The sequence below is a fragment of the [Clostridium] ammoniilyticum genome (assembly GCF_025566905.1).
Taxonomy (GTDB): domain Bacteria; phylum Bacillota_I; class Bacilli_A; order Erysipelotrichales; family Coprobacillaceae; genus Faecalibacillus; species Faecalibacillus intestinalis.
In genome coordinates this window covers 1-17,302 of record NZ_JAOQJR010000017.1, presented here as the reverse complement: position 1 = coordinate 17,302, position 17,302 = coordinate 1, and the positions used below count along the sequence as shown (strand labels likewise).

The window sequence follows — 17,302 nt, the reverse complement described above, 5'->3', positions numbered from 1 at the left end:
TTATTCTTTCCCTTCTTCATTTAAGTATTTGTCTCTTAATTCATCTGATTTATCAAGAGGTGTTTTTAAGATTTCAATTGTTTCTTTTGCTTTTTCTTTATCACGTTTGAATTTCATACGTAAAATATAAATAATTCCACCGATAACAATGACAATACCTACAATAATACAAATAATTTTAATGATATCTTTAGAGGTTGTTGATTTTTTCATAATTGTTTTAGCTGTTGAATCGAATGTTTTTGTAAAAACATCTACAGTCGATAATGAACTGTCTGTCCAATAACGATCTATGTAATTCCAAAAAATATCAATAGCTTCACTATCCATTACCGATGTGACTTGTTTACCATTGACATAAGCCATATAGCCTATTTCATCAGAATTCTGTTCCTCAAAGTAAACAAATAAGAAGGTATCTTCATTATCGATGTTTTCTGAATACCATGTTTGAGCATATTCATCTTTTTGATTATCACTTGTTAGGCTTTCATCATAACTTTTTAAATAAATATAAGGTTGAATTCCTGTTTTATTGTAGAAGTTTTTAAGATTTTTAGAAAGCTTTGATTGATTTTCGATATAGCCTAGTTCATCCTTAATACAGTTATTATCATAAGCAACTGGATTTTCTATTTTTTCTCGATTAATAGTCGAAGTAACATCACTATGATCATTACTTATCATAAAAAAGCTAAAAATAATGATTGCAAAAATAATAATACAAGCAATTAATGTTCCTAAGCCACTCGATGAGTGTGTATAAGTATTTCTACGATAACCATAATAACCTCTTCTCGGTGGTCTTGGTGGTGGGGGTTCATGGTGATAGCCACCTCCAAAAGATGGTCCTCTATTAAATGAAGAACCTCCTGTTGGTCTCCTTGATGAACTTCCAACATGGTGTCCACCACCTACACGACCACTTGAATGTCCTCCAGATGAACGATGACCTCCTCCACTAGTTCCAGGTCTTGGCATACTTTCACCTCTCTTTCTTTATTGAGTTTTATTATAAATATTATACATGAATCTTTTTAGAAAAGATATATTATAAAGATTTTAGTTCAATAAATGATAAAAAGAATAAATATAAAAAAGTATGTAATATTTATTGACATATAGGTTAGCCTATGCTAACATATAGTTGTAGTTAGCGAGGGATAACCCACAGAAAGGTTGAAGAGCTATGAAAAAGAAATTCAAGCGCAGCTTGATGGCTCTTGCTTTACAAATTAGTGTCATCGTTGCTGCAATACTATTCGTTTAATTGTCTTATGATTATTTAACTTAAATTAGCCAAATTCCTTTTTCCTATCATAAGATTATTAAGGGAAGCAAAAGTTTGGTAAGATCACTTACCTTTTTTTGTTTATAAAATAAAAACTCTTCCTAGGAAGAGTTATTTTTGTTTCATGTGTTCTTTGATTTTATTCATTGTTTCAGTAGAAATAACATGTTCAATACGGCATGCATCATTAACAGCGGTATCGTGGCAAACACCAATACTTTCAAAAAATGAAGATAATGTGTCATGACGATCATAAATTGTGTTTGCTACTTCGGCACCTTTATCAGTTAATTCGATATAACCTTTACTATCTACGATAATATATTCATCTTTTTTTAATAAACCAATAGCACGAGAAACACTCGGTTTGGAATAATTAAGTTCTCTTGCAATATCAATAGAACGAACATCTTTATTCTTTTTCGATAAGATGAGAATCGTTTCTAAATACATTTCTCCTGATTCTTGTAAATTCATGCGCATCACCTCTTACTGTATTATATCATATTTTAACCGAGATAAGCAATGAATAAGCACGTTGTAAATTGTTGAAAGAGGGTTGACATCTATTTTAAAATGAAGTATACTCTATTTGAAGTTAGAGAAGTCTAACTATATTTTATGTCTTATAGTTAGCAAATACTAATCAAATTAGCATAACCTAATGTGGTTAGCGAGGACAAATTCTTGAGGAGGTAAGTAAGATGCCGTTAACAATGTTAAACATAGGAGAAACCGGTAAAATCAAAAGAATTGGTGGGAACGAAGAAACGAGAAGATTTTTAAATAATCTTGGTTTTGTTGTTGGCACTGAAGTTTCTGTTGTTTCGGCAATCGGGGGAAATGTGATTGTTAATATCAAGAATTCTCGCGTTGCTATTAATGAAGATATGGCAAAACGTATCATGGTGTAGAAAAGGGGGAAGTGTTGTGAAACTTAATGAAGTAGAAGTTGGTAGCACTGTCACTGTTAAGAAAATTGAAGGTGATGGAGCTTACAAAAGACGTATTATGGATATGGGTATCACTAAAGGGGTAGAATTATATATTAGAAAAGTTGCTCCTCTTGGAGATCCTGTTGAAATTACTGTAAGAGGTTATGAATTATCAGTTAGAAAAAACGATGCACAATGTGTTGAAGTTGAATAACGGAGGGGGAAAGTTAAAAATGAATATTAAATTTGCGCTTGCAGGTAACCCTAACTGTGGTAAAACAACAATGTTTAACGCATTAACAGGTGCTAATCAATATGTTGGTAACTGGCCAGGTGTTACTGTAGAAAAGAAAGAAGGAAAAGTAAAAGGAAACAAAGAAGATAATATTACTGTTGTTGACTTACCAGGTATTTATTCTTTATCTCCTTATACATTAGAAGAAGTTGTCAGCCGTGATTTTCTTTTAAATGAAGATCCAGATGTCATCATTGACTTAGTTGACGCTACTAATATTGAAAGAAACTTATATTTAACAACTCAATTAATTGAAACTGGGGTTCCAGTAGTTGTTGCTTTAAATATGGCAGACTTAATTGAAAAAAGAGGTTTAAAAATTGACACTAAACGTTTATCAATGGTATTAGGATGTCCTATTATTGAAACTTCTGCTTTAAAAGGAACAGGTTTAAAAGAATTAATTGCTGAAGCTGTTAAAGTTGCTAAACAAGGTGAACATCAATTACCAGGAGCTATTTTCAGTGAAAAACTTGAAAAAGCAATTGATACTGTTGTTCCTACTTTATCTGAAACAATTGCTGCTAACAAAAAAAGATGGTATGCTGTTAAAGTTTTAGAAAATGATGAAAAAGTAATGAATCATATTGTTTTAGATGCTCAAGCTAAAACTACTATTGATGCATTAAGAAAAGATTTAGAAACTGAATTAGATGACGATATGGAAAGTATTGTTACTGATGGTCGTTATACTTATATTCAAAAAATAATTTCAACAACTGTTGAAAAACCAAAAGAAAAATTAACAATTTCTGACAAAATTGATAAAATTGTAACAAACAGATTCTTAGGAATTCCTATTTTCTTATTAATCATGTATATTGTTTACTATATTTCAGTTACAACTGTTGGGACATTCGTTACTGACTGGACAAATGATGTCTTTGTTGTAGCTATTCAAGATGCTGTATCTGGATTCTTAAGTTCAGTTGGAGCAAGTGGTTTATTATCTGCTGTTATCGTTGATGGTATCATCGGTGGTGTTGGTGCAGTTATCGGATTTGCACCTCAAATGGCAATCTTATTCTTATTCTTATCAATCTTAGAAGATTGTGGTTACATGGTTCGTATTGCATTCGTCATGGACAGAGTATTTAGATATTTCGGTTTATCTGGGAAAAGCTTTATTCCATTATTAATTGGTTCTGGTTGTGGTGTTCCTGCTATTATGGCATCTAAAACAATCGAACAAGATAATGATAGACGTTTAACTATTATGACTGCTACATTTATTCCTTGTGGTGCAAAATTACCTGTTATCGCTTTATTAGGTGGAGTTATGGCTGGTAAAGTTGCTGGTTGGGAAGCTGGAGGAATGATAGCTCCTGCAATGTATTTCTTAGGTATTGTTGCTGTATTAGTTTCTGCTATTATCTTAAAGAAAACAAAACCATTCTCTGGTAAACCTGCTCCATTCGTAATGGAATTACCAGAATATCATATTCCTAGTGTTAAAACTGTATTATTACACGTATGGGAAAGATTAAAAGCATTCTTAATTAAAGCTGGTACAATTTTAGTTGTTGCTTGTATCATTATTTGGTTCTTATCTACATTTGGATTTGAAGGTGGATCATTCGGTATGGTTGATGATACTGCTAATAGTTTAATCGCTGTTATTGGTAACGTTATTGCTCCAATCTTTGCTCCACTTGGATTTGGTAACTGGCAATCAGTTGCTTCATCATTAACTGGATTCTCAGCTAAAGAAGCAATCGTTTCTACAATGGGTGTATTAGCTAATGTTGCTGGAGATACTGAAGATGCTGTTAACGTTGCTGCTGGTGTAGCTCAATGGTTCCCAACTGCAATGGCTGCATTATCATTCTTAATCTTTAACTTATTAGATTCACCATGTTTAGCTGCTATTTCAACAATGGCTAACGAATTGAATGATAGAAGATGGTTCTGGTTTGCAATTATCTTCCAAAACGTATTTGCTTACGCTGTTTCATTAATGGTATATCAAATTGGTTCATTAGTATTATATGGAACATTTGGATTCTGGACAGTTGTTGCATTCGTTGTTCTTGCATTCATGTTATACATGTTATTTAGACCTGATCCATATAAAGATCAAAAAGTTTATTCTACAAGATCAGTTGAAGCATAATAAAATCCGGAATTACTCCGGATTTTTATAAATTAAAGGAGGTATTATTATGGCTAATGTGATTATTGTTTTATTAATTGTTACCTATTGTGCATGGGTCATCTATACACATTTCTTTAGAAAGAAAGATGGACATAAGTGTAGTGGTATTTGTGCAGGGTGTAGTCAATGTTCATCTCCTTTAGATGATTATTATAGAGATCAAAAGAAAATGAAAGAGAGACATAATCATGGGTAATGTAAGTGGTTCGACTTTCTATATGTTTTTAGGAGTACTTGTTATTTATTTAATAGGTGTTTCTATTTACACACTTGTTCAAAAAATTAAGAAGAAAAGAAAATAACAGGAGGTAATTATGGCTAATGTTATTATCGTTCTTATATTAGTGGTGGTTGTTGGTATTGCTTTAAAATCAACAAGAAAACACATGAAGGGTGAAAGTTCTTGTTGTGGCGGTGGTGGAGAAATCTATCAAGCTTTAGAAGATAAAAAATTAGACAATCCAATTATTAAAGAAAAAGTATTTAAAATTAAAGGTATGACTTGTCAACATTGTGTGGCTAATGTAACACGTGCAATTAATGCTATTGAAGGCGTAAGTTCACAAGTGAACTTAAAAAAAGAAGAAGCACATGTTGTCTATGATCGAGATGTTGATGATCAAGTGATCATATCTGCTGTCAAACAAGCAGGATATGATGTTATTTAGGGAAGAAGAAATTCTTCTCTTTTTTTATAAAACGATTGATATTCATGTCTATACATGGTACATTTAATATGTATAGACAAGATATAATTGTTGCGATTAAAAGTTAAAGAAATACACATCTCATACACCAAGCACTCCAAATTCTTTAATAATGTCTATATATAATGAAGTATCTAAAAAGAGGATTTCAAAAATCCTCTTTTTTTACCAATATTTGGTATTGCTTTTTGTTTGAATATTATATTTAGGTGTATGTGGATATTTTTCAATAGATTTGTTGTTTTTGATAGACCAAGCTTTTGCTGGAAGCGTTAAAAGCTGTGGACATTTTAATTCACCATCTAGTGGTTTAATGAGGGAAATGATATCATGATAATATTTATTACCATTTGTAAGAACATAAGCTCTTTGATTTAAGAAATCTTCCTCATTAAATTGTTCTTGATTGATACTATGTTCATAGATTTCTTTACGATCTAATTCATATAGAAATTCAGACATTAAATCATGAAAATCAAAAATATATTGATCTTTATGATTTACTAAAAAATTAATAATTGGTTCAAAAACTTCATCTGTATTTTCACTATCCCAATAACCTTTTTTTAATATTCCCCAAAAAGAATTTTTAAACATTTTCATCACCATATCCATTCTATAGGATAATGAACAAGATATCAAGGACTCCCTTTTCTAAACCAATAAACAATCCCTGTTTCATCAATATTTCCATAGATAGGATTAATAGCGATAGCATTTAATTTAGATGTTAATTTATACCAACTTTCTTTTTTGATTTCTTTATTTAAAAAATTAATCGCCACTTCTTTAGCAAGTATTTTTTCCTGACTGTTTTCTATTTTTCGATTATCATCATAGCCTACCCAACCATTAATGAGGATATTAGGATTATAAGCAACAATCAAATTATCATAATCTGTACTTCCTGTTTTACAGGCAACTTTATATTTGGTTTGATAATTTTCCATTGTTGCATTTAAATAAGTTGAAAATTGTTTATTAAAGGTTCCTGTTAATAATTGATTGAGGATTAAACAGCTTTCTTTGTTCAAATTTTGAATTCTTTGATTTTTATGTTGATAAATAGTTTTTCCTTGATGATCAACGATTTTTTCAATGGTATAAAGATGTTGATATTTACCACCAGAAGCAATATTACAGTAGATATTTGAAAGATTATAAATGTTTGTATTAACTGTTCCAAGTGCTAAAGAGGCGTTGTTTTTAGCGTTGATTCCATAGGATTTAAGAAAATCTCTAAGATTTTCTGTACCTAAAAATAAATGTGTTTTTACAGCATAAATATTATCGCTGACAGCAATAGCTTGAGCAAGTGTGATTTCTTGATAAGCATATTTTTGATGAAAATTAGCAGGAGAGTAAGTTGTATTGTTACTTAATTTAAAGGTCGTTGGTTCGCATAGAAAACGTGTAGAGGGGTTAAATCCGTTTTCTAAGGCTAAATAATAGAGAAAAGGTTTCACTGTACTTCCTATTTGTCTAGAAGCATGTATAGCACGATTATATTGAGAATTAGCGTAATCTTTACCACCAATCAAGGCTTGTAATTGATTGGTTTTAGGATTTGCAACCGTAAAAGCGCATTGTAGATCACCTTGTATTTTCTTTTCTTTAATAAGATCATTTAAAGTATTTTGATATTTACTGTTAAAAGAAGTATAAATATTTAATCCTTTATTTAAATATTGATTATTATAAAAACCTAATTCCTCTAATTCTTCTAAAACAGTATCCTTATAATAATAAGTAGACATATTTTCATTAAGTGAATGTTCACTTGCTAAATTAAGAGTTTGTTTTTGAGTGGCCTCTAAAATACTTTGAGTAATCATTTGATTATCATACATAGCTTTTAAAACAAGACTTTGTCTTTGTTTAGCTCTTTCTTTGTTTAAAATTGGTGAATAATATTGGGGACCATTGACAACCCCTGCTAACATGCTTGCTTCATTTAAAGTCAATTCTTTTGCTTTTTTACCATAGAAATACTGGGAAGCATTTTCAATGCCATAAATTCCATGTCCAAAATAGACATTATTGATATAACCTTCTAAAATTTCCTTTTTTGATAAATGCGTTTCTAATTGTAAAGTAAAAAAAGCTTCTTTTACTTTACGAGACCAAGTCTTTTCATTTGTTAAATAAAGAAGACGAGCGTATTGTTGGGTTATTGTGCTAGCACCTTGAGAAGTTTTCCTTTTTAGGACATTTGTTTTTATTGCCCGGGAAATTCCGACATAATCAAACCCATGATGACTATAAAAACGTTTATCTTCAATAGCAACAATTGCTTTTAAAAAATAAGGACTAACATCATCAATTGAAACATATTGCCCACTATAATTATTGACACTTTGATAAAAAATCTTATTTTGATCATCATAAAGCTTTATGTAACGATCTTTATTAAGTTCAGGTTTTCCTACACAAAAGGCAATAACATACATCAATAAAAGAAATGTGAAGAAAAATATAAAACAATAAAGAATTCTTTTTATAAACTGTCTCATTTTATCACCGATTTTATTCTTGCCATTTTATGTTATAATATGCACGGTGATAGAATGAAAAAGAATATTAAAGTAAATTATAAGAGTATATTTAAATATGATGATCATCATGAAACAGTTCAATTTAAAAGTGATGGAATCTATGAAAAAGGATTTGATAAAGAGAAATTTACTTTCTATAACAATGATCAAAAGATAGAAATTATTTTAAAAGGTAAAGAAATGACATTAGCTAATGGACCTTCTTTATTAAATCTTTCTTATCATAGAAAGATAGGAAATCATTATCATACAGATTATGGGATGATAGAACTCTTTACAGAACTTATTACAATGGAACATGATCGTTATTTAAAAGTGAAGTATATTTTAAGTGATGAGCATCAACAATTAAGTGAAGTTTACGTGATGATGAAATATGATTTTTATGGAGAAGAAAATGAAGCAATCTAAGAAGTTATTAACGAATAAAATATTATTTTCAGGTTTATTGATTTTAATTCAATTAATTATTGTTTTTGTTGCCTTTTTGACGATTCATAGATCATCTAGATTTTTTGTCTATTTGTTCAAGCTTATTAGCGTTCTTGCTGCTTTATATATTATAAATAAGGATGATGCAAGTGCTTATAAGATTACCTGGCTTGTTTTGATAGCTGCTGTACCTTTTGTAGGTGGTGTTCTTTATGTATTTTTAGGAGATAAAAAACCAAGTCAAAGGTTACAATTTGCTTTTTTAAAACAAATAAAGAATCAACGTATTATTGAAAATGATATTATAGAAGAAGTAGCTGATCCTTATATTAAAGGACAAATGAATTATTTAAATCAACAAAGATATCCTACTTATTATGGACAAGATCTTAAATATTTTTCATTAGGTGATGATGCTTTTGAACCTTTATTGGAATCTTTAAGAAATGCGAAAAAATTCATTTTTATGCAATTTTTTATTGTTGATGAAGGAAAAATGTTGAAAAGTGTTTTAGATATTCTTAAAGAGAAAGTTAAAGAAGGCGTAGAAGTGAGATTTATGTATGATGATGTAGGATCACTTACGATGTTGCCTCGTCATTATGATCGTCAACTTGAAAAAATGGGCATAAAGAGTGTGGCATTTAATCCTTTTATACCTGTTTTATCTTTAGCGATGAATAACCGTGATCATAAAAAGATCGTGGTGATTGATGGTGAAATAGGCTTTAGTGGTGGATTTAATTTAGCAGATGAATATATTAATCAAAGAGTTAAATATGGGCATTGGAAGGATTCTGGGTTAATGATTCATGGTCCTGCTGTTAATTCGCTTACGAAGATGTTTTTAGAATCATGGAATGTAGCAAGAAATACAGAAGAAGATTATGAAAAGTATTATGTGCGCTCTCAGCAAAAATTTGAGGTAGATGGCTATGTAACTCCTTATGGAGATTCTCCTTTAGATGATGAAAATGTAGGTGAAAATGTTTATTTAAACATGATCAATCAAGCGTATGATTATTTATATATTACAACACCTTATTTGATCTTAGATGATAACTTACAAACAGCATTGATCAATGCTGCTAAAAGAGGAGTCGACGTACGCATCATTACACCAGGAATACCAGATAAAAAAATTGTTTTTAGAGTTACACGTTCATATTATCAAACATTGATCAAACATGGTATTCGTATTTATGAATATACTCCTGGATTTATTCACGCTAAAAACTTTTTAGTGGATGATAAATGTGCAACAGTAGGGACAATTAATTTAGATTATCGTAGTTTATATCTTCATTTTGAAAATGGAATTTATTTATATAACAATAAAATATTAAAAGATATTAAGGAAGATTTTTTAGCGACAGTAGAAAAGTCTCATGAAATTACCTTGGATGAAGTTGTAACTGGTAAATTTATGGGTTGGTTTGAAGCAATTTTACGTGTAATTGCTCCATTACTTTAGGTAAAAAACATTGACTTTATGCACTCTTAATGGTAACGTATAAACGATTAAATATCTTTTTTAAGGAGGTAAAAAATGGCTGTAAATAAAATTGAAATTGCATTAAAAGAAGCACTAAAAAAAGCAATGGTTAAATGCAATTTTGTAGAAGATTATGAAATAGATCAAATCACAATAGAAATACCAAAAGAAAAAAGTCATGGTGATTATTCAACAAATATCGCTATGCAACTTACAAGATTACTTAGAAAGAATCCAAGAATGATTGCAGAACAATTAATCGAAGCAATTGATAAAGAGGAAGCAAATATCGATTCTATTGAAATTGCTGGTCCAGGATTCATCAATATGTTTATGAAAAAAGATGCTTTAACTTCTATTATTAAAGAAGTATTAGCAGAAAAAGATGATTATGGAAAAAGTGATGCAGGAAAAGGAATTAAATATAATGTTGAATTCGTTTCTGCCAATCCAACAGGAGATTTACATTTAGGACATGCTAAAGGGGCAGCAGTAGGAGATAGTATTTGTCGTATTATGTCAGCTGCAGGATATGATGTTACAAGAGAATATTATATTAATGATGCAGGAAATCAAATTTATAATTTAGCTTTATCTTTATATGCAAGATATAGAGAAGCTTTTGGTTTAGATTTTGAATTACCTGAAGATGGATATCATGGTCAAGATATTAAAGATATCGCTGTTAAAATCAAAGAAGAAGTTGGCGATAAATATTTAAATGCAGATCATGATGAAATGATTGCTTTCTTTAGAAAAGAAGGAACTAAATTTGAATTACAAAAAATTAAAGATATTTTAGCGGAATTTAGAGTTCATCATGATGTTTGGTTCTCTGAAACTTCTTTATATGAAGAAAATAAAGTAGTTCCTACAATTGAAAAATTAAAAGAAAAAGGATTTACTTATGAACAAGATGGTGCTTTATGGTTTAAATCAACTGAATTTGGAGATGATAAAGACCGTGTCTTAATTAAATCTGATGGAAGTTATACTTATTTAACTCCTGATATTGCTTATCATTTAAATAAATTAGATAGAGGTTATGAATATTTAGTAGATTTATTAGGAGCAGATCATCATGGTTATATCAATCGTATGAAAGCTGCTATTCAAGCTTTAGGTTATAATAGTGATCAATTAAATATTGATATTCTACAAATGGTAAGAATGATGGAAAATGGTGAAGTTGTTAAAATGTCTAAACGTACAGGAAATGCAATCACTATTAAAGATTTAATTGATGATATTGGTGTTGATGCAACTCGTTATTTCTTTGCCGCTAAAGCAGCCAATACACCTTATGATTTTGATTTAACATTAGCTAAATCTAAATCAAATGATAACCCTGTTTATTATGCACAATATGCTCATGCAAGAATGTGTTCAATTTTAAGACAAGCTAAAGAAAATGATATTACAATTGCAGATCATTTTGAATTACTTGTAAATGATAAAGAAATGGCTTTATTAAAACATATTAATGAATTTAGAAATGAAATTGCAGATAGTGCAAAATCAAGAAGTCCACATAAAATCGCAAATTATATTCAAAGACTTGCACAATTATTCCATAGTTTCTATAATGATTGTTATGTAATAGATAAAGAAAATATTGAATTATCAATGCAACGTTTAGCTTTAGTAGAAGCAACACGTATTACATTAAAAAATGCATTAAACTTAATTGGTGTTGAAGCACCTGAAAAAATGTAAGGAGAGATAAAGATGGATAAAAATAGATCAATGGTTGATGTCGCTTATGAATTAATGTCTAAAAAGAAAAAAGCAGTTAATTTCTATAAATTATGGCAAGAAGTAAGTGAAGTTAAAGGTTTTGATGAAGAAGAAAAAAATGAAAAAGAATCTTTATTCTATACAAACATCACTTTAGACGGACGTTTTATTACAGTTGGTGAAAATAACTGGGATTTACGTTCTCGTCATAAATTTGATGAAGTACACATTGACATGAATGATATCTATACTGATGAAGATGAAGAATCTGAAGAAGTAGAAGATGATGTTGATAGTACAATCGAAGATGATTACAATAACTAAGAGGCAAGGCCTCTTTTTTAATAAAATCCTTGCTTTCAAATAAAAGTAGATATTCTTATTAATGAAAGGATTATTTTATGAATAAACGACAAACAAAGATTTTAGAATTACTCACACAAAATAAAAAAGTAGAAGTTACAAAACTTTCTGAATTACTAGGAGTTTCACAAGTTACAATTCGTAAAGATTTAGATGCTCTTTCAGAAAGTGGTATGTTAATTAGAGAACATGGGTATGCTACTCTTAATAAAAGTGATGATATGAATATTCGTCTTGCTTATCATTATGAACAAAAACAAAAAGTAGCTAAAAAAGCAGTAGAATCGATTCAACATGGTGAAACAATTATGATTGAATCAGGTTCATGTTGTGCTCTAGTAGCCTTAGAAATTGCAAAGACAAAAAAAGATGTCACACTGATTACCAATTCTGCATTTATTGCAGATTATATTCGTAAACATACAGCTATTAAAATTATTTTATTAGGTGGAGAATATCAACATGAATCTCAAGTGATGATAGGACCAATGATGAGAAAATGTGCAAAAGCATTTTTTGTGGATAAACTCTTTATTGGAACAGATGGTTTTAGTATTGATACAGGATTTACAGGAAATGATTATATGCGTTGTGAAGCTGTTAAAGATATGGCAAGACAAGCAAGTCATGTTATTATTGTTACTGAATCAGATAAGTTTCATCAAAAAGGAGTTTCTAATTTAATTGATTTACATCAAGTATCATGTATTTATACAGATCAAGGAATTCCTCAAGAAGTTGAAGAATATTTTAAAGAAAAACATATACAAGTTGAGAAAGTTTGATCCTAGGGTTTCCTTAGGATTTTTTGTAGCAAAAATGTAAAGGAAAGTTGCTGGTGATAAGAAGTAAGAATGTTATAATTTTTCTAGGAGGTGACAGTAATGCTTAATGAAAAGATAGTGTATTATAGAAAGAAAAACATGCTTACACAAGAAGAACTAGCATATCAATTAAATGTTTCAAGACAAACAGTTACAAAATGGGAAACAGGAACTATTTATCCTAATATTGAGTATTTAATAAAACTTTCAAATCTTTTTGGTGTTTCAATAGATTATTTAGTTAAAGAAGATGATTGTTTAACATTAGAAACTCATAAAATTGAAATAAGTGAACTTGCATGCTTTCTTGTAAAAGCCAAAAAGGCAACGTATGCAAATAAAACAAATAAAGTCAATTCTTCAAGAAAAGAGTCTCATGATTATTCATATCAAGAGAATAATTATACTTATTTAGATTCTTTCTTTGGTGCGGAAAATTTTAGTGGACAAGAAATTGTTTATAAAGATGAAAAACCATGTTGGTCTATGAATTACTATGGAAGGGTTATAGAGGAAAACTTTAATGGTGATTTTTTAAAAGAAGCTTTATTACAAGTTGATGAAGAATTGCCTTTTAGAGGTCCTTTATTTTATCAAAAAGGGGAGTATCTTTACTTGTTGCGTATTCAAGGAAAAATTGATTTTTTTCAGGGTGTTGAAGAAATATATTATCAAACATATAAAGTTTATGAAGGATTTATACAAGGCGGAATTGTGAAATAAATAATGACAAATATTTTAAATAAATTTTAATATACTCTTAATGAAGAATGATTATTTCTAAAACAGGAGAGAGTATATGAAAAATTTAGAAAGAAAAGATATTTTAAATGTGAAAAAGCATACTAAAAATAAAAGTGTTTTTAATAATTCACAGCTTGTATTAAATATTTTATATGATACAAGTATTAAGTATAAAAATAATAAAAGCTATCCTCGTTGATAGCTTTTTAAATACTTAAAAGAAACAATCAATGCCTTTATCTAAAAAGATTTGTTGGTAATCTTTTAAATCTTCTTCATGATAAGCTTGATAAGTTTTTAAAGAATATTCTTTATTCAATAAATCATATTTTTTTTCACCAAATTGATGAAAAGGAAGAAGTTGTACCTTTTGAATGTTTGATACTTTTAATAAATCACTGATTCCTTGAGCGTCTTCTAAAGAATCATTAAAATCAGGAATAACAGGAATGCGTGGTAAAACATTAAGTTGATGTTGAATAGCCCATTGAAGATTTTCAACAATTAAATCATTATAAACACCTGTTCCTTCAAAATGTTGAAGTCGATTATAATGTTTTACATCAAAAAGTAAAAGATCAAATAAAGGTGCTAATTTTTGAAATGTTTCTTTTTGAATATATCCCGTTGTTTCAATAGCAACATGTAAATTCTTTTCTTTAAGAGATAAAACAAGCTCTTCTAGAAATTCAGGTTGTGCCATACCTTCACCCCCAGAGATAGTTACACCACCATTAGATTCTTCATAAAAATCAATATCTTGCATGCAGACATCCACAATTTCTTGGATTTCTTTAAAGTATCCTTCATGACTTAATGCTTTAGTTGGACAATGATTGACACATTGTAGACAGCCAATACATTTATCATGATTAAAGATCATATGGTTTTCTTTTTCAGTAATTGCTTGTTTTGGGCAGTTAAGTAAACATTTCTTACAATGAACACATTTTTCAAAGTCATAAAGTATTTGTAGCTTATGTAATTGGGATTCAGGATTTGAACACCATTTACATTTTAAAGGACAGCCTTTAAAGAAAACGGTCGTACGAATACCTGGACCATCATGAATACTAAATTTTTGTATATTAAATATTAATCCTTTTTCCATAGTTTTTCTCCTCGCTAATATCCTAACATATCTTTTTATAACTTTCAAATGAAACCAAAATTGTTTATTTATGAAAATAATATTGACTTATTTTTTGCTTATTATATAATTTAATTGCAAAAGAAAGATTTAAAACTTACGAATGAAAGTTGAGGGAAGAAAAATGAAAAATAGTGAACACTTTGGTGAACTTACATCAAGAATGAATCATTTTAGAGAAGAAGTCTTAGATAAAAAACCATATATCTGTGCAAAAAGAGCACTCCTTGCGACAGAGGCATATAAAGAACATTTAAATGAACCGCCAATTATGAAAAGAGCGTATATGTTAAAAAACATCTTAGAAAAGATGCCTATTTATATTGAAGAAGATACTCTGATTGTAGGAAATCAAGCTTCATCAAATAGAGATGCACCCATCTTTCCAGAATATACAATGGAATTTGTGATGAATGAACTTGATCTATTTGAAAAAAGAGATGGAGATATTTTCTATATTACTGAAGAAACAAAAGATGAATTAAGATCTATTGCACCATTTTGGAACAATAATAATTTAAGAAGTAAAGGAGGCGCTTTGCTTCCAGATGAAGTGAGTGTTTATATGGAAACAGGTTTCTTTGGAATGGAAGGGAAGCTTAATTCTGGAGATGCGCATTTAGCGGTAGATTATCAACAAGTTTTACAAAAAGGTTTAAAAGGATATGAAGAAAGAGTTAAAGATTTAAAAGAAAAACTTGATTTATGTATACCTGAAAATATTGATAAATATCAATTTTATAAAGCTGTTTTAATTGTCATTGATGCAGTTAAAACATTTGCAAGACGTTACAGTGATCTTGCTTTAGAACTTGCAGAAAGTGCTGATGGGAAACGAAAAGAAGAATTAGAAGAAATTGCACGTATTTGTAAGAAAGTTCCATATGAAAAAGCAGAAACTTTCTATGAAGCGATTCAATCAACATGGTTTATTCAATTAATTCTACAAATTGAATCGAATGGGCATTCTTTATCTTATGGACGTTTTGATCAATACATTTATCCTTACTATAAACATGATAAAGATCTTCATAATATAACAGAAGAACAAGCTATTGAATTATTAGATAACTTATGGATCAAAACTCTAACAATCAATAAGGTGCGTTCACAAGCCCATACTTTTTCAAGTGCCGGAAGCCCAATGTATCAAAATGTAACCATTGGTGGACAAACACCTGATAAAAAAGATGCAACGAATGAACTTTCATATTTAGTATTAAAATCAGTTGCCCAAACACGTTTACCACAACCAAACTTAACAGTGCGATATCATAAAAATATGCCAAAAGCTTTTTTGGATGAAGCTATTGAAGTTATGAAACTTGGTACAGGAATGCCTGCATTCAATAATGACGAAATCATTATTCCATCATTTATTGAAAAGGGTGTCAAAGAAGAAGATGCATATAACTATTCAGCGATTGGTTGTGTTGAAACAGCAGTTCCTGGTAAATGGGGTTATCGTTGTACAGGGATGTCTTATATGAACTTCCCACGTATTTTATTAATGGCAATGAATGATGGGGTAGATATGACTTCTGGAAAACGATTCTTTGAAGGTAGTGGTTACTTTAAAGATATGACATCTTATGATGAACTCTTTAAAGCGATTGAAAAAGGAATGCGTCATTTGACACGTATGTCAGTGATTGTTGAAAATGCGATTGATTTAGCACTTGAAAGAGATGTTCCTGATGTTTTATGTTCAGCCTTGACAGAAGATTGTATTGGTCGTGGAAAAACAATCAAAGAAGGTGGCGCTGTTTATGATTTTATTTCAGGGTTACAAGTAGGAATTGCGAATATGGCAGATAGTCTTGCAGCTATTAAAAAACTTGTCTTTGAAGAAAGAAAAATCACACCTGAAGAATTATGGAATGCTATTTTAGATGATTATACAAGTGAAGAAAGTCAAAGAATTCAAGAAATGTTAATTAATGATGCACCTAAGTATGGTAATGATATTGATGAAGTCGATCAATTAGTAGTTGATGTTTATAATATTTATATTGATGAAATGAAAAAATATCCAAATACTCGTTATGGAAGAGGTCCAATCGGTGGGATTCGTTATGCTGGTACTTCAAGTATTTCTGCCAACGTTGGACAAGGTTATGGCACAATGGCTACTCCAGATGGAAGAAAAGCACATACACCTCTTGCTGAGGGATGTTCACCAGCTCATGCGATGGATAAAAAAGGACCAACTGCTGTGTTTAAATCTGTTTCTAAATTACCAACACATGAAATTACTGGTGGTGTTTTATTAAATCAAAAGGTAACACCTCAGTTATTATCGAAAGAAGAAAATAAAGAAAAGATTGAAATGTTGATTAAAACCTTCTTCAATCGATTAAAAGGTTATCATGTTCAATACAATGTTGTTTCTAAAGAAACATTATTAGATGCCCAAGCACATCCTGAAAAGCATAAAGATTTAATTGTTCGTGTTGCTGGCTATTCCGCATTCTTTAATGTGTTATCAAAAGCAACACAAGATGATATTATTGGAAGAACTGAACAAACATTATAGGAGAAAAGAAAATGGAATTTATAATTGATACAGTAAACTTAGAAGATATAAAAGAAGCAGTAGAATATATGCCAATTGTAGGA

At 29.8% G+C, this 17,302-nt stretch carries 18 protein-coding genes; 13 read left to right on the top strand and 5 right to left on the bottom strand.

Translation table 11 applies throughout. From position 1 onward, the window contains the following. Both OCV55_RS12455 and OCV55_RS12450 read right to left on the bottom strand, forming a co-directional pair. Positions 1 to 981: a hypothetical protein gene (locus tag OCV55_RS12455; RefSeq protein ID WP_147580778.1), complete on the bottom strand. Its 981-nt coding sequence runs from the start codon at positions 979 to 981 to the stop codon at positions 1 to 3. A gap of 421 nt (positions 982 to 1,402) precedes the next feature. Further along, positions 1,403 to 1,768, bottom strand: coding sequence for a metal-dependent transcriptional regulator (locus tag OCV55_RS12450; protein ID WP_147580777.1), 366 nt, complete (start codon positions 1,766 to 1,768; stop codon positions 1,403 to 1,405). A gap of 227 nt (positions 1,769 to 1,995) precedes the next feature. On the opposite strand from OCV55_RS12450, the gene OCV55_RS12445 reads away from it, so the two are divergent. From OCV55_RS12445 to OCV55_RS12425, 5 genes are all read left to right on the top strand, one after another. Further along, positions 1,996 to 2,205 (top strand): FeoA family protein, encoded by a 210-nt coding sequence (locus tag OCV55_RS12445; protein WP_032089625.1) that lies wholly within the window; start codon positions 1,996 to 1,998, stop codon positions 2,203 to 2,205. A 16-nt stretch (positions 2,206 to 2,221) separates the two neighbouring features. Then, positions 2,222 to 2,440: a FeoA family protein gene (locus tag OCV55_RS12440; RefSeq protein ID WP_022000741.1), complete on the top strand. Its 219-nt coding sequence runs from the start codon at positions 2,222 to 2,224 to the stop codon at positions 2,438 to 2,440. A 19-nt stretch (positions 2,441 to 2,459) separates the two neighbouring features. Then, positions 2,460 to 4,634 carry a ferrous iron transport protein B gene (gene feoB, locus OCV55_RS12435; protein ID WP_147580776.1) on the top strand — a complete coding sequence of 725 codons (2,175 nt, stop codon included), beginning with the start codon at positions 2,460 to 2,462 and terminating at the stop codon, positions 4,632 to 4,634. 49 nt (positions 4,635 to 4,683) lie between these two features. Further along, entirely contained in the window at positions 4,684 to 4,872 is a 189-nt protein-coding gene (locus tag OCV55_RS12430) for a FeoB-associated Cys-rich membrane protein (RefSeq protein WP_217498502.1), read from the top strand. Between the two features lie 118 nt (positions 4,873 to 4,990). Continuing rightward, positions 4,991 to 5,344: a heavy-metal-associated domain-containing protein gene (locus OCV55_RS12425; RefSeq protein ID WP_032089627.1), complete on the top strand. Its 354-nt coding sequence runs from the start codon at positions 4,991 to 4,993 to the stop codon at positions 5,342 to 5,344. A gap of 204 nt (positions 5,345 to 5,548) precedes the next feature. Here the strand turns inward: OCV55_RS12425 and OCV55_RS12420 are convergent, their stop codons facing one another. Next, entirely contained in the window at positions 5,549 to 5,980 is a 432-nt protein-coding gene (locus OCV55_RS12420) for a DUF4240 domain-containing protein (RefSeq protein ID WP_032089628.1), read from the bottom strand. A 41-nt stretch (positions 5,981 to 6,021) separates the two neighbouring features. Further along, complete coding sequence (locus tag OCV55_RS12415; RefSeq protein WP_147580775.1) at positions 6,022 to 7,896, bottom strand: transglycosylase domain-containing protein; 1,875 nt, start codon at positions 7,894 to 7,896, stop codon at positions 6,022 to 6,024. 54 nt (positions 7,897 to 7,950) lie between these two features. On the opposite strand from OCV55_RS12415, the gene OCV55_RS12410 reads away from it, so the two are divergent. The 7 genes from OCV55_RS12410 (at position 7,951) to OCV55_RS12380 (ending at position 13,732) form a co-directional block, all read left to right on the top strand. Continuing rightward, entirely contained in the window at positions 7,951 to 8,349 is a 399-nt protein-coding gene (locus tag OCV55_RS12410) for a hypothetical protein (protein WP_052010804.1), read from the top strand. Next, complete coding sequence (gene cls, locus OCV55_RS12405) at positions 8,336 to 9,844, top strand: cardiolipin synthase (protein ID WP_147580774.1); 1,509 nt, start codon at positions 8,336 to 8,338, stop codon at positions 9,842 to 9,844. The genes OCV55_RS12410 and cls overlap by 14 nt, the downstream gene beginning before the upstream one ends. A 75-nt stretch (positions 9,845 to 9,919) precedes the next feature. Continuing rightward, entirely contained in the window at positions 9,920 to 11,581 is a 1,662-nt protein-coding gene (gene argS / locus OCV55_RS12400) for an arginine--tRNA ligase (protein WP_118632607.1), read from the top strand. A gap of 12 nt (positions 11,582 to 11,593) precedes the next feature. Continuing rightward, positions 11,594 to 11,926 carry a DNA-directed RNA polymerase subunit delta gene (rpoE, locus tag OCV55_RS12395; RefSeq protein ID WP_032089633.1) on the top strand — a complete coding sequence of 111 codons (333 nt, stop codon included), beginning with the start codon at positions 11,594 to 11,596 and terminating at the stop codon, positions 11,924 to 11,926. Between the two features lie 77 nt (positions 11,927 to 12,003). Then, positions 12,004 to 12,750 (top strand): DeoR/GlpR family DNA-binding transcription regulator, encoded by a 747-nt coding sequence (locus OCV55_RS12390; RefSeq protein WP_147580773.1) that lies wholly within the window; start codon positions 12,004 to 12,006, stop codon positions 12,748 to 12,750. 99 nt (positions 12,751 to 12,849) lie between these two features. Beyond that, on the top strand, positions 12,850 to 13,512 hold the full coding sequence (locus OCV55_RS12385) for a DUF5680 domain-containing protein (RefSeq protein ID WP_022002696.1): 663 nt from the start codon (positions 12,850 to 12,852) through the stop codon (positions 13,510 to 13,512). Between the two features lie 76 nt (positions 13,513 to 13,588). After that, the gene (locus tag OCV55_RS12380) at positions 13,589 to 13,732 is read left to right on the top strand and encodes a hypothetical protein (RefSeq protein ID WP_155522455.1); all 144 of its coding nucleotides are present in this window, start codon (positions 13,589 to 13,591) and stop codon (positions 13,730 to 13,732) included. Positions 13,733 to 13,747: 15 nt separating this feature from the next. On the opposite strand, the gene OCV55_RS12375 is transcribed toward OCV55_RS12380, so the two are convergent. Beyond that, the gene (locus OCV55_RS12375) at positions 13,748 to 14,644 is read right to left on the bottom strand and encodes a glycyl-radical enzyme activating protein (protein ID WP_147580772.1); all 897 of its coding nucleotides are present in this window, start codon (positions 14,642 to 14,644) and stop codon (positions 13,748 to 13,750) included. Positions 14,645 to 14,807: 163 nt separating this feature from the next. Between OCV55_RS12375 and OCV55_RS12370 the strand changes: the two genes are divergently transcribed. Continuing rightward, positions 14,808 to 17,219: a glycyl radical protein gene (locus OCV55_RS12370; protein ID WP_147580771.1), complete on the top strand. Its 2,412-nt coding sequence runs from the start codon at positions 14,808 to 14,810 to the stop codon at positions 17,217 to 17,219. Positions 17,220 to 17,302 lie beyond the last annotated feature (83 nt).

Bases quoted from the DNA above. Each gene is read 5' to 3' on its own strand.
- OCV55_RS12415 (WP_147580775.1), bottom strand. From the start codon at position 7,896: ATGAGACAGTTTATAAAAAGAATTCTTTATTGTTTTATATTTTTCTTC.
- OCV55_RS12390 (WP_147580773.1), top strand. From the start codon at position 12,004: ATGAATAAACGACAAACAAAGATTTTAGAATTACTCACACAAAATAAA.
- OCV55_RS12370 (WP_147580771.1), top strand. From the start codon at position 14,808: ATGAAAAATAGTGAACACTTTGGTGAACTTACATCAAGAATGAATCAT.
- argS (WP_118632607.1), top strand. From the start codon at position 9,920: ATGGCTGTAAATAAAATTGAAATTGCATTAAAAGAAGCACTAAAAAAA.
- OCV55_RS12420 (WP_032089628.1), bottom strand. From the start codon at position 5,980: ATGTTTAAAAATTCTTTTTGGGGAATATTAAAAAAAGGTTATTGGGAT.
- OCV55_RS12410 (WP_052010804.1), top strand. From the start codon at position 7,951: ATGAAAAAGAATATTAAAGTAAATTATAAGAGTATATTTAAATATGAT.
- rpoE (WP_032089633.1), top strand. From the start codon at position 11,594: ATGGATAAAAATAGATCAATGGTTGATGTCGCTTATGAATTAATGTCT.
- OCV55_RS12385 (WP_022002696.1), top strand. From the start codon at position 12,850: ATGCTTAATGAAAAGATAGTGTATTATAGAAAGAAAAACATGCTTACA.
- OCV55_RS12430 (WP_217498502.1), top strand. From the start codon at position 4,684: ATGGCTAATGTGATTATTGTTTTATTAATTGTTACCTATTGTGCATGG.
- OCV55_RS12375 (WP_147580772.1), bottom strand. From the start codon at position 14,644: ATGGAAAAAGGATTAATATTTAATATACAAAAATTTAGTATTCATGAT.
- feoB (WP_147580776.1), top strand. From the start codon at position 2,460: ATGAATATTAAATTTGCGCTTGCAGGTAACCCTAACTGTGGTAAAACA.
- OCV55_RS12450 (WP_147580777.1), bottom strand. From the start codon at position 1,768: ATGAATTTACAAGAATCAGGAGAAATGTATTTAGAAACGATTCTCATC.
- cls (WP_147580774.1), top strand. From the start codon at position 8,336: ATGAAGCAATCTAAGAAGTTATTAACGAATAAAATATTATTTTCAGGT.
- OCV55_RS12425 (WP_032089627.1), top strand. From the start codon at position 4,991: ATGGCTAATGTTATTATCGTTCTTATATTAGTGGTGGTTGTTGGTATT.
- OCV55_RS12455 (WP_147580778.1), bottom strand. From the start codon at position 981: ATGCCAAGACCTGGAACTAGTGGAGGAGGTCATCGTTCATCTGGAGGA.
- OCV55_RS12380 (WP_155522455.1), top strand. From the start codon at position 13,589: ATGAAAAATTTAGAAAGAAAAGATATTTTAAATGTGAAAAAGCATACT.
- OCV55_RS12445 (WP_032089625.1), top strand. From the start codon at position 1,996: ATGCCGTTAACAATGTTAAACATAGGAGAAACCGGTAAAATCAAAAGA.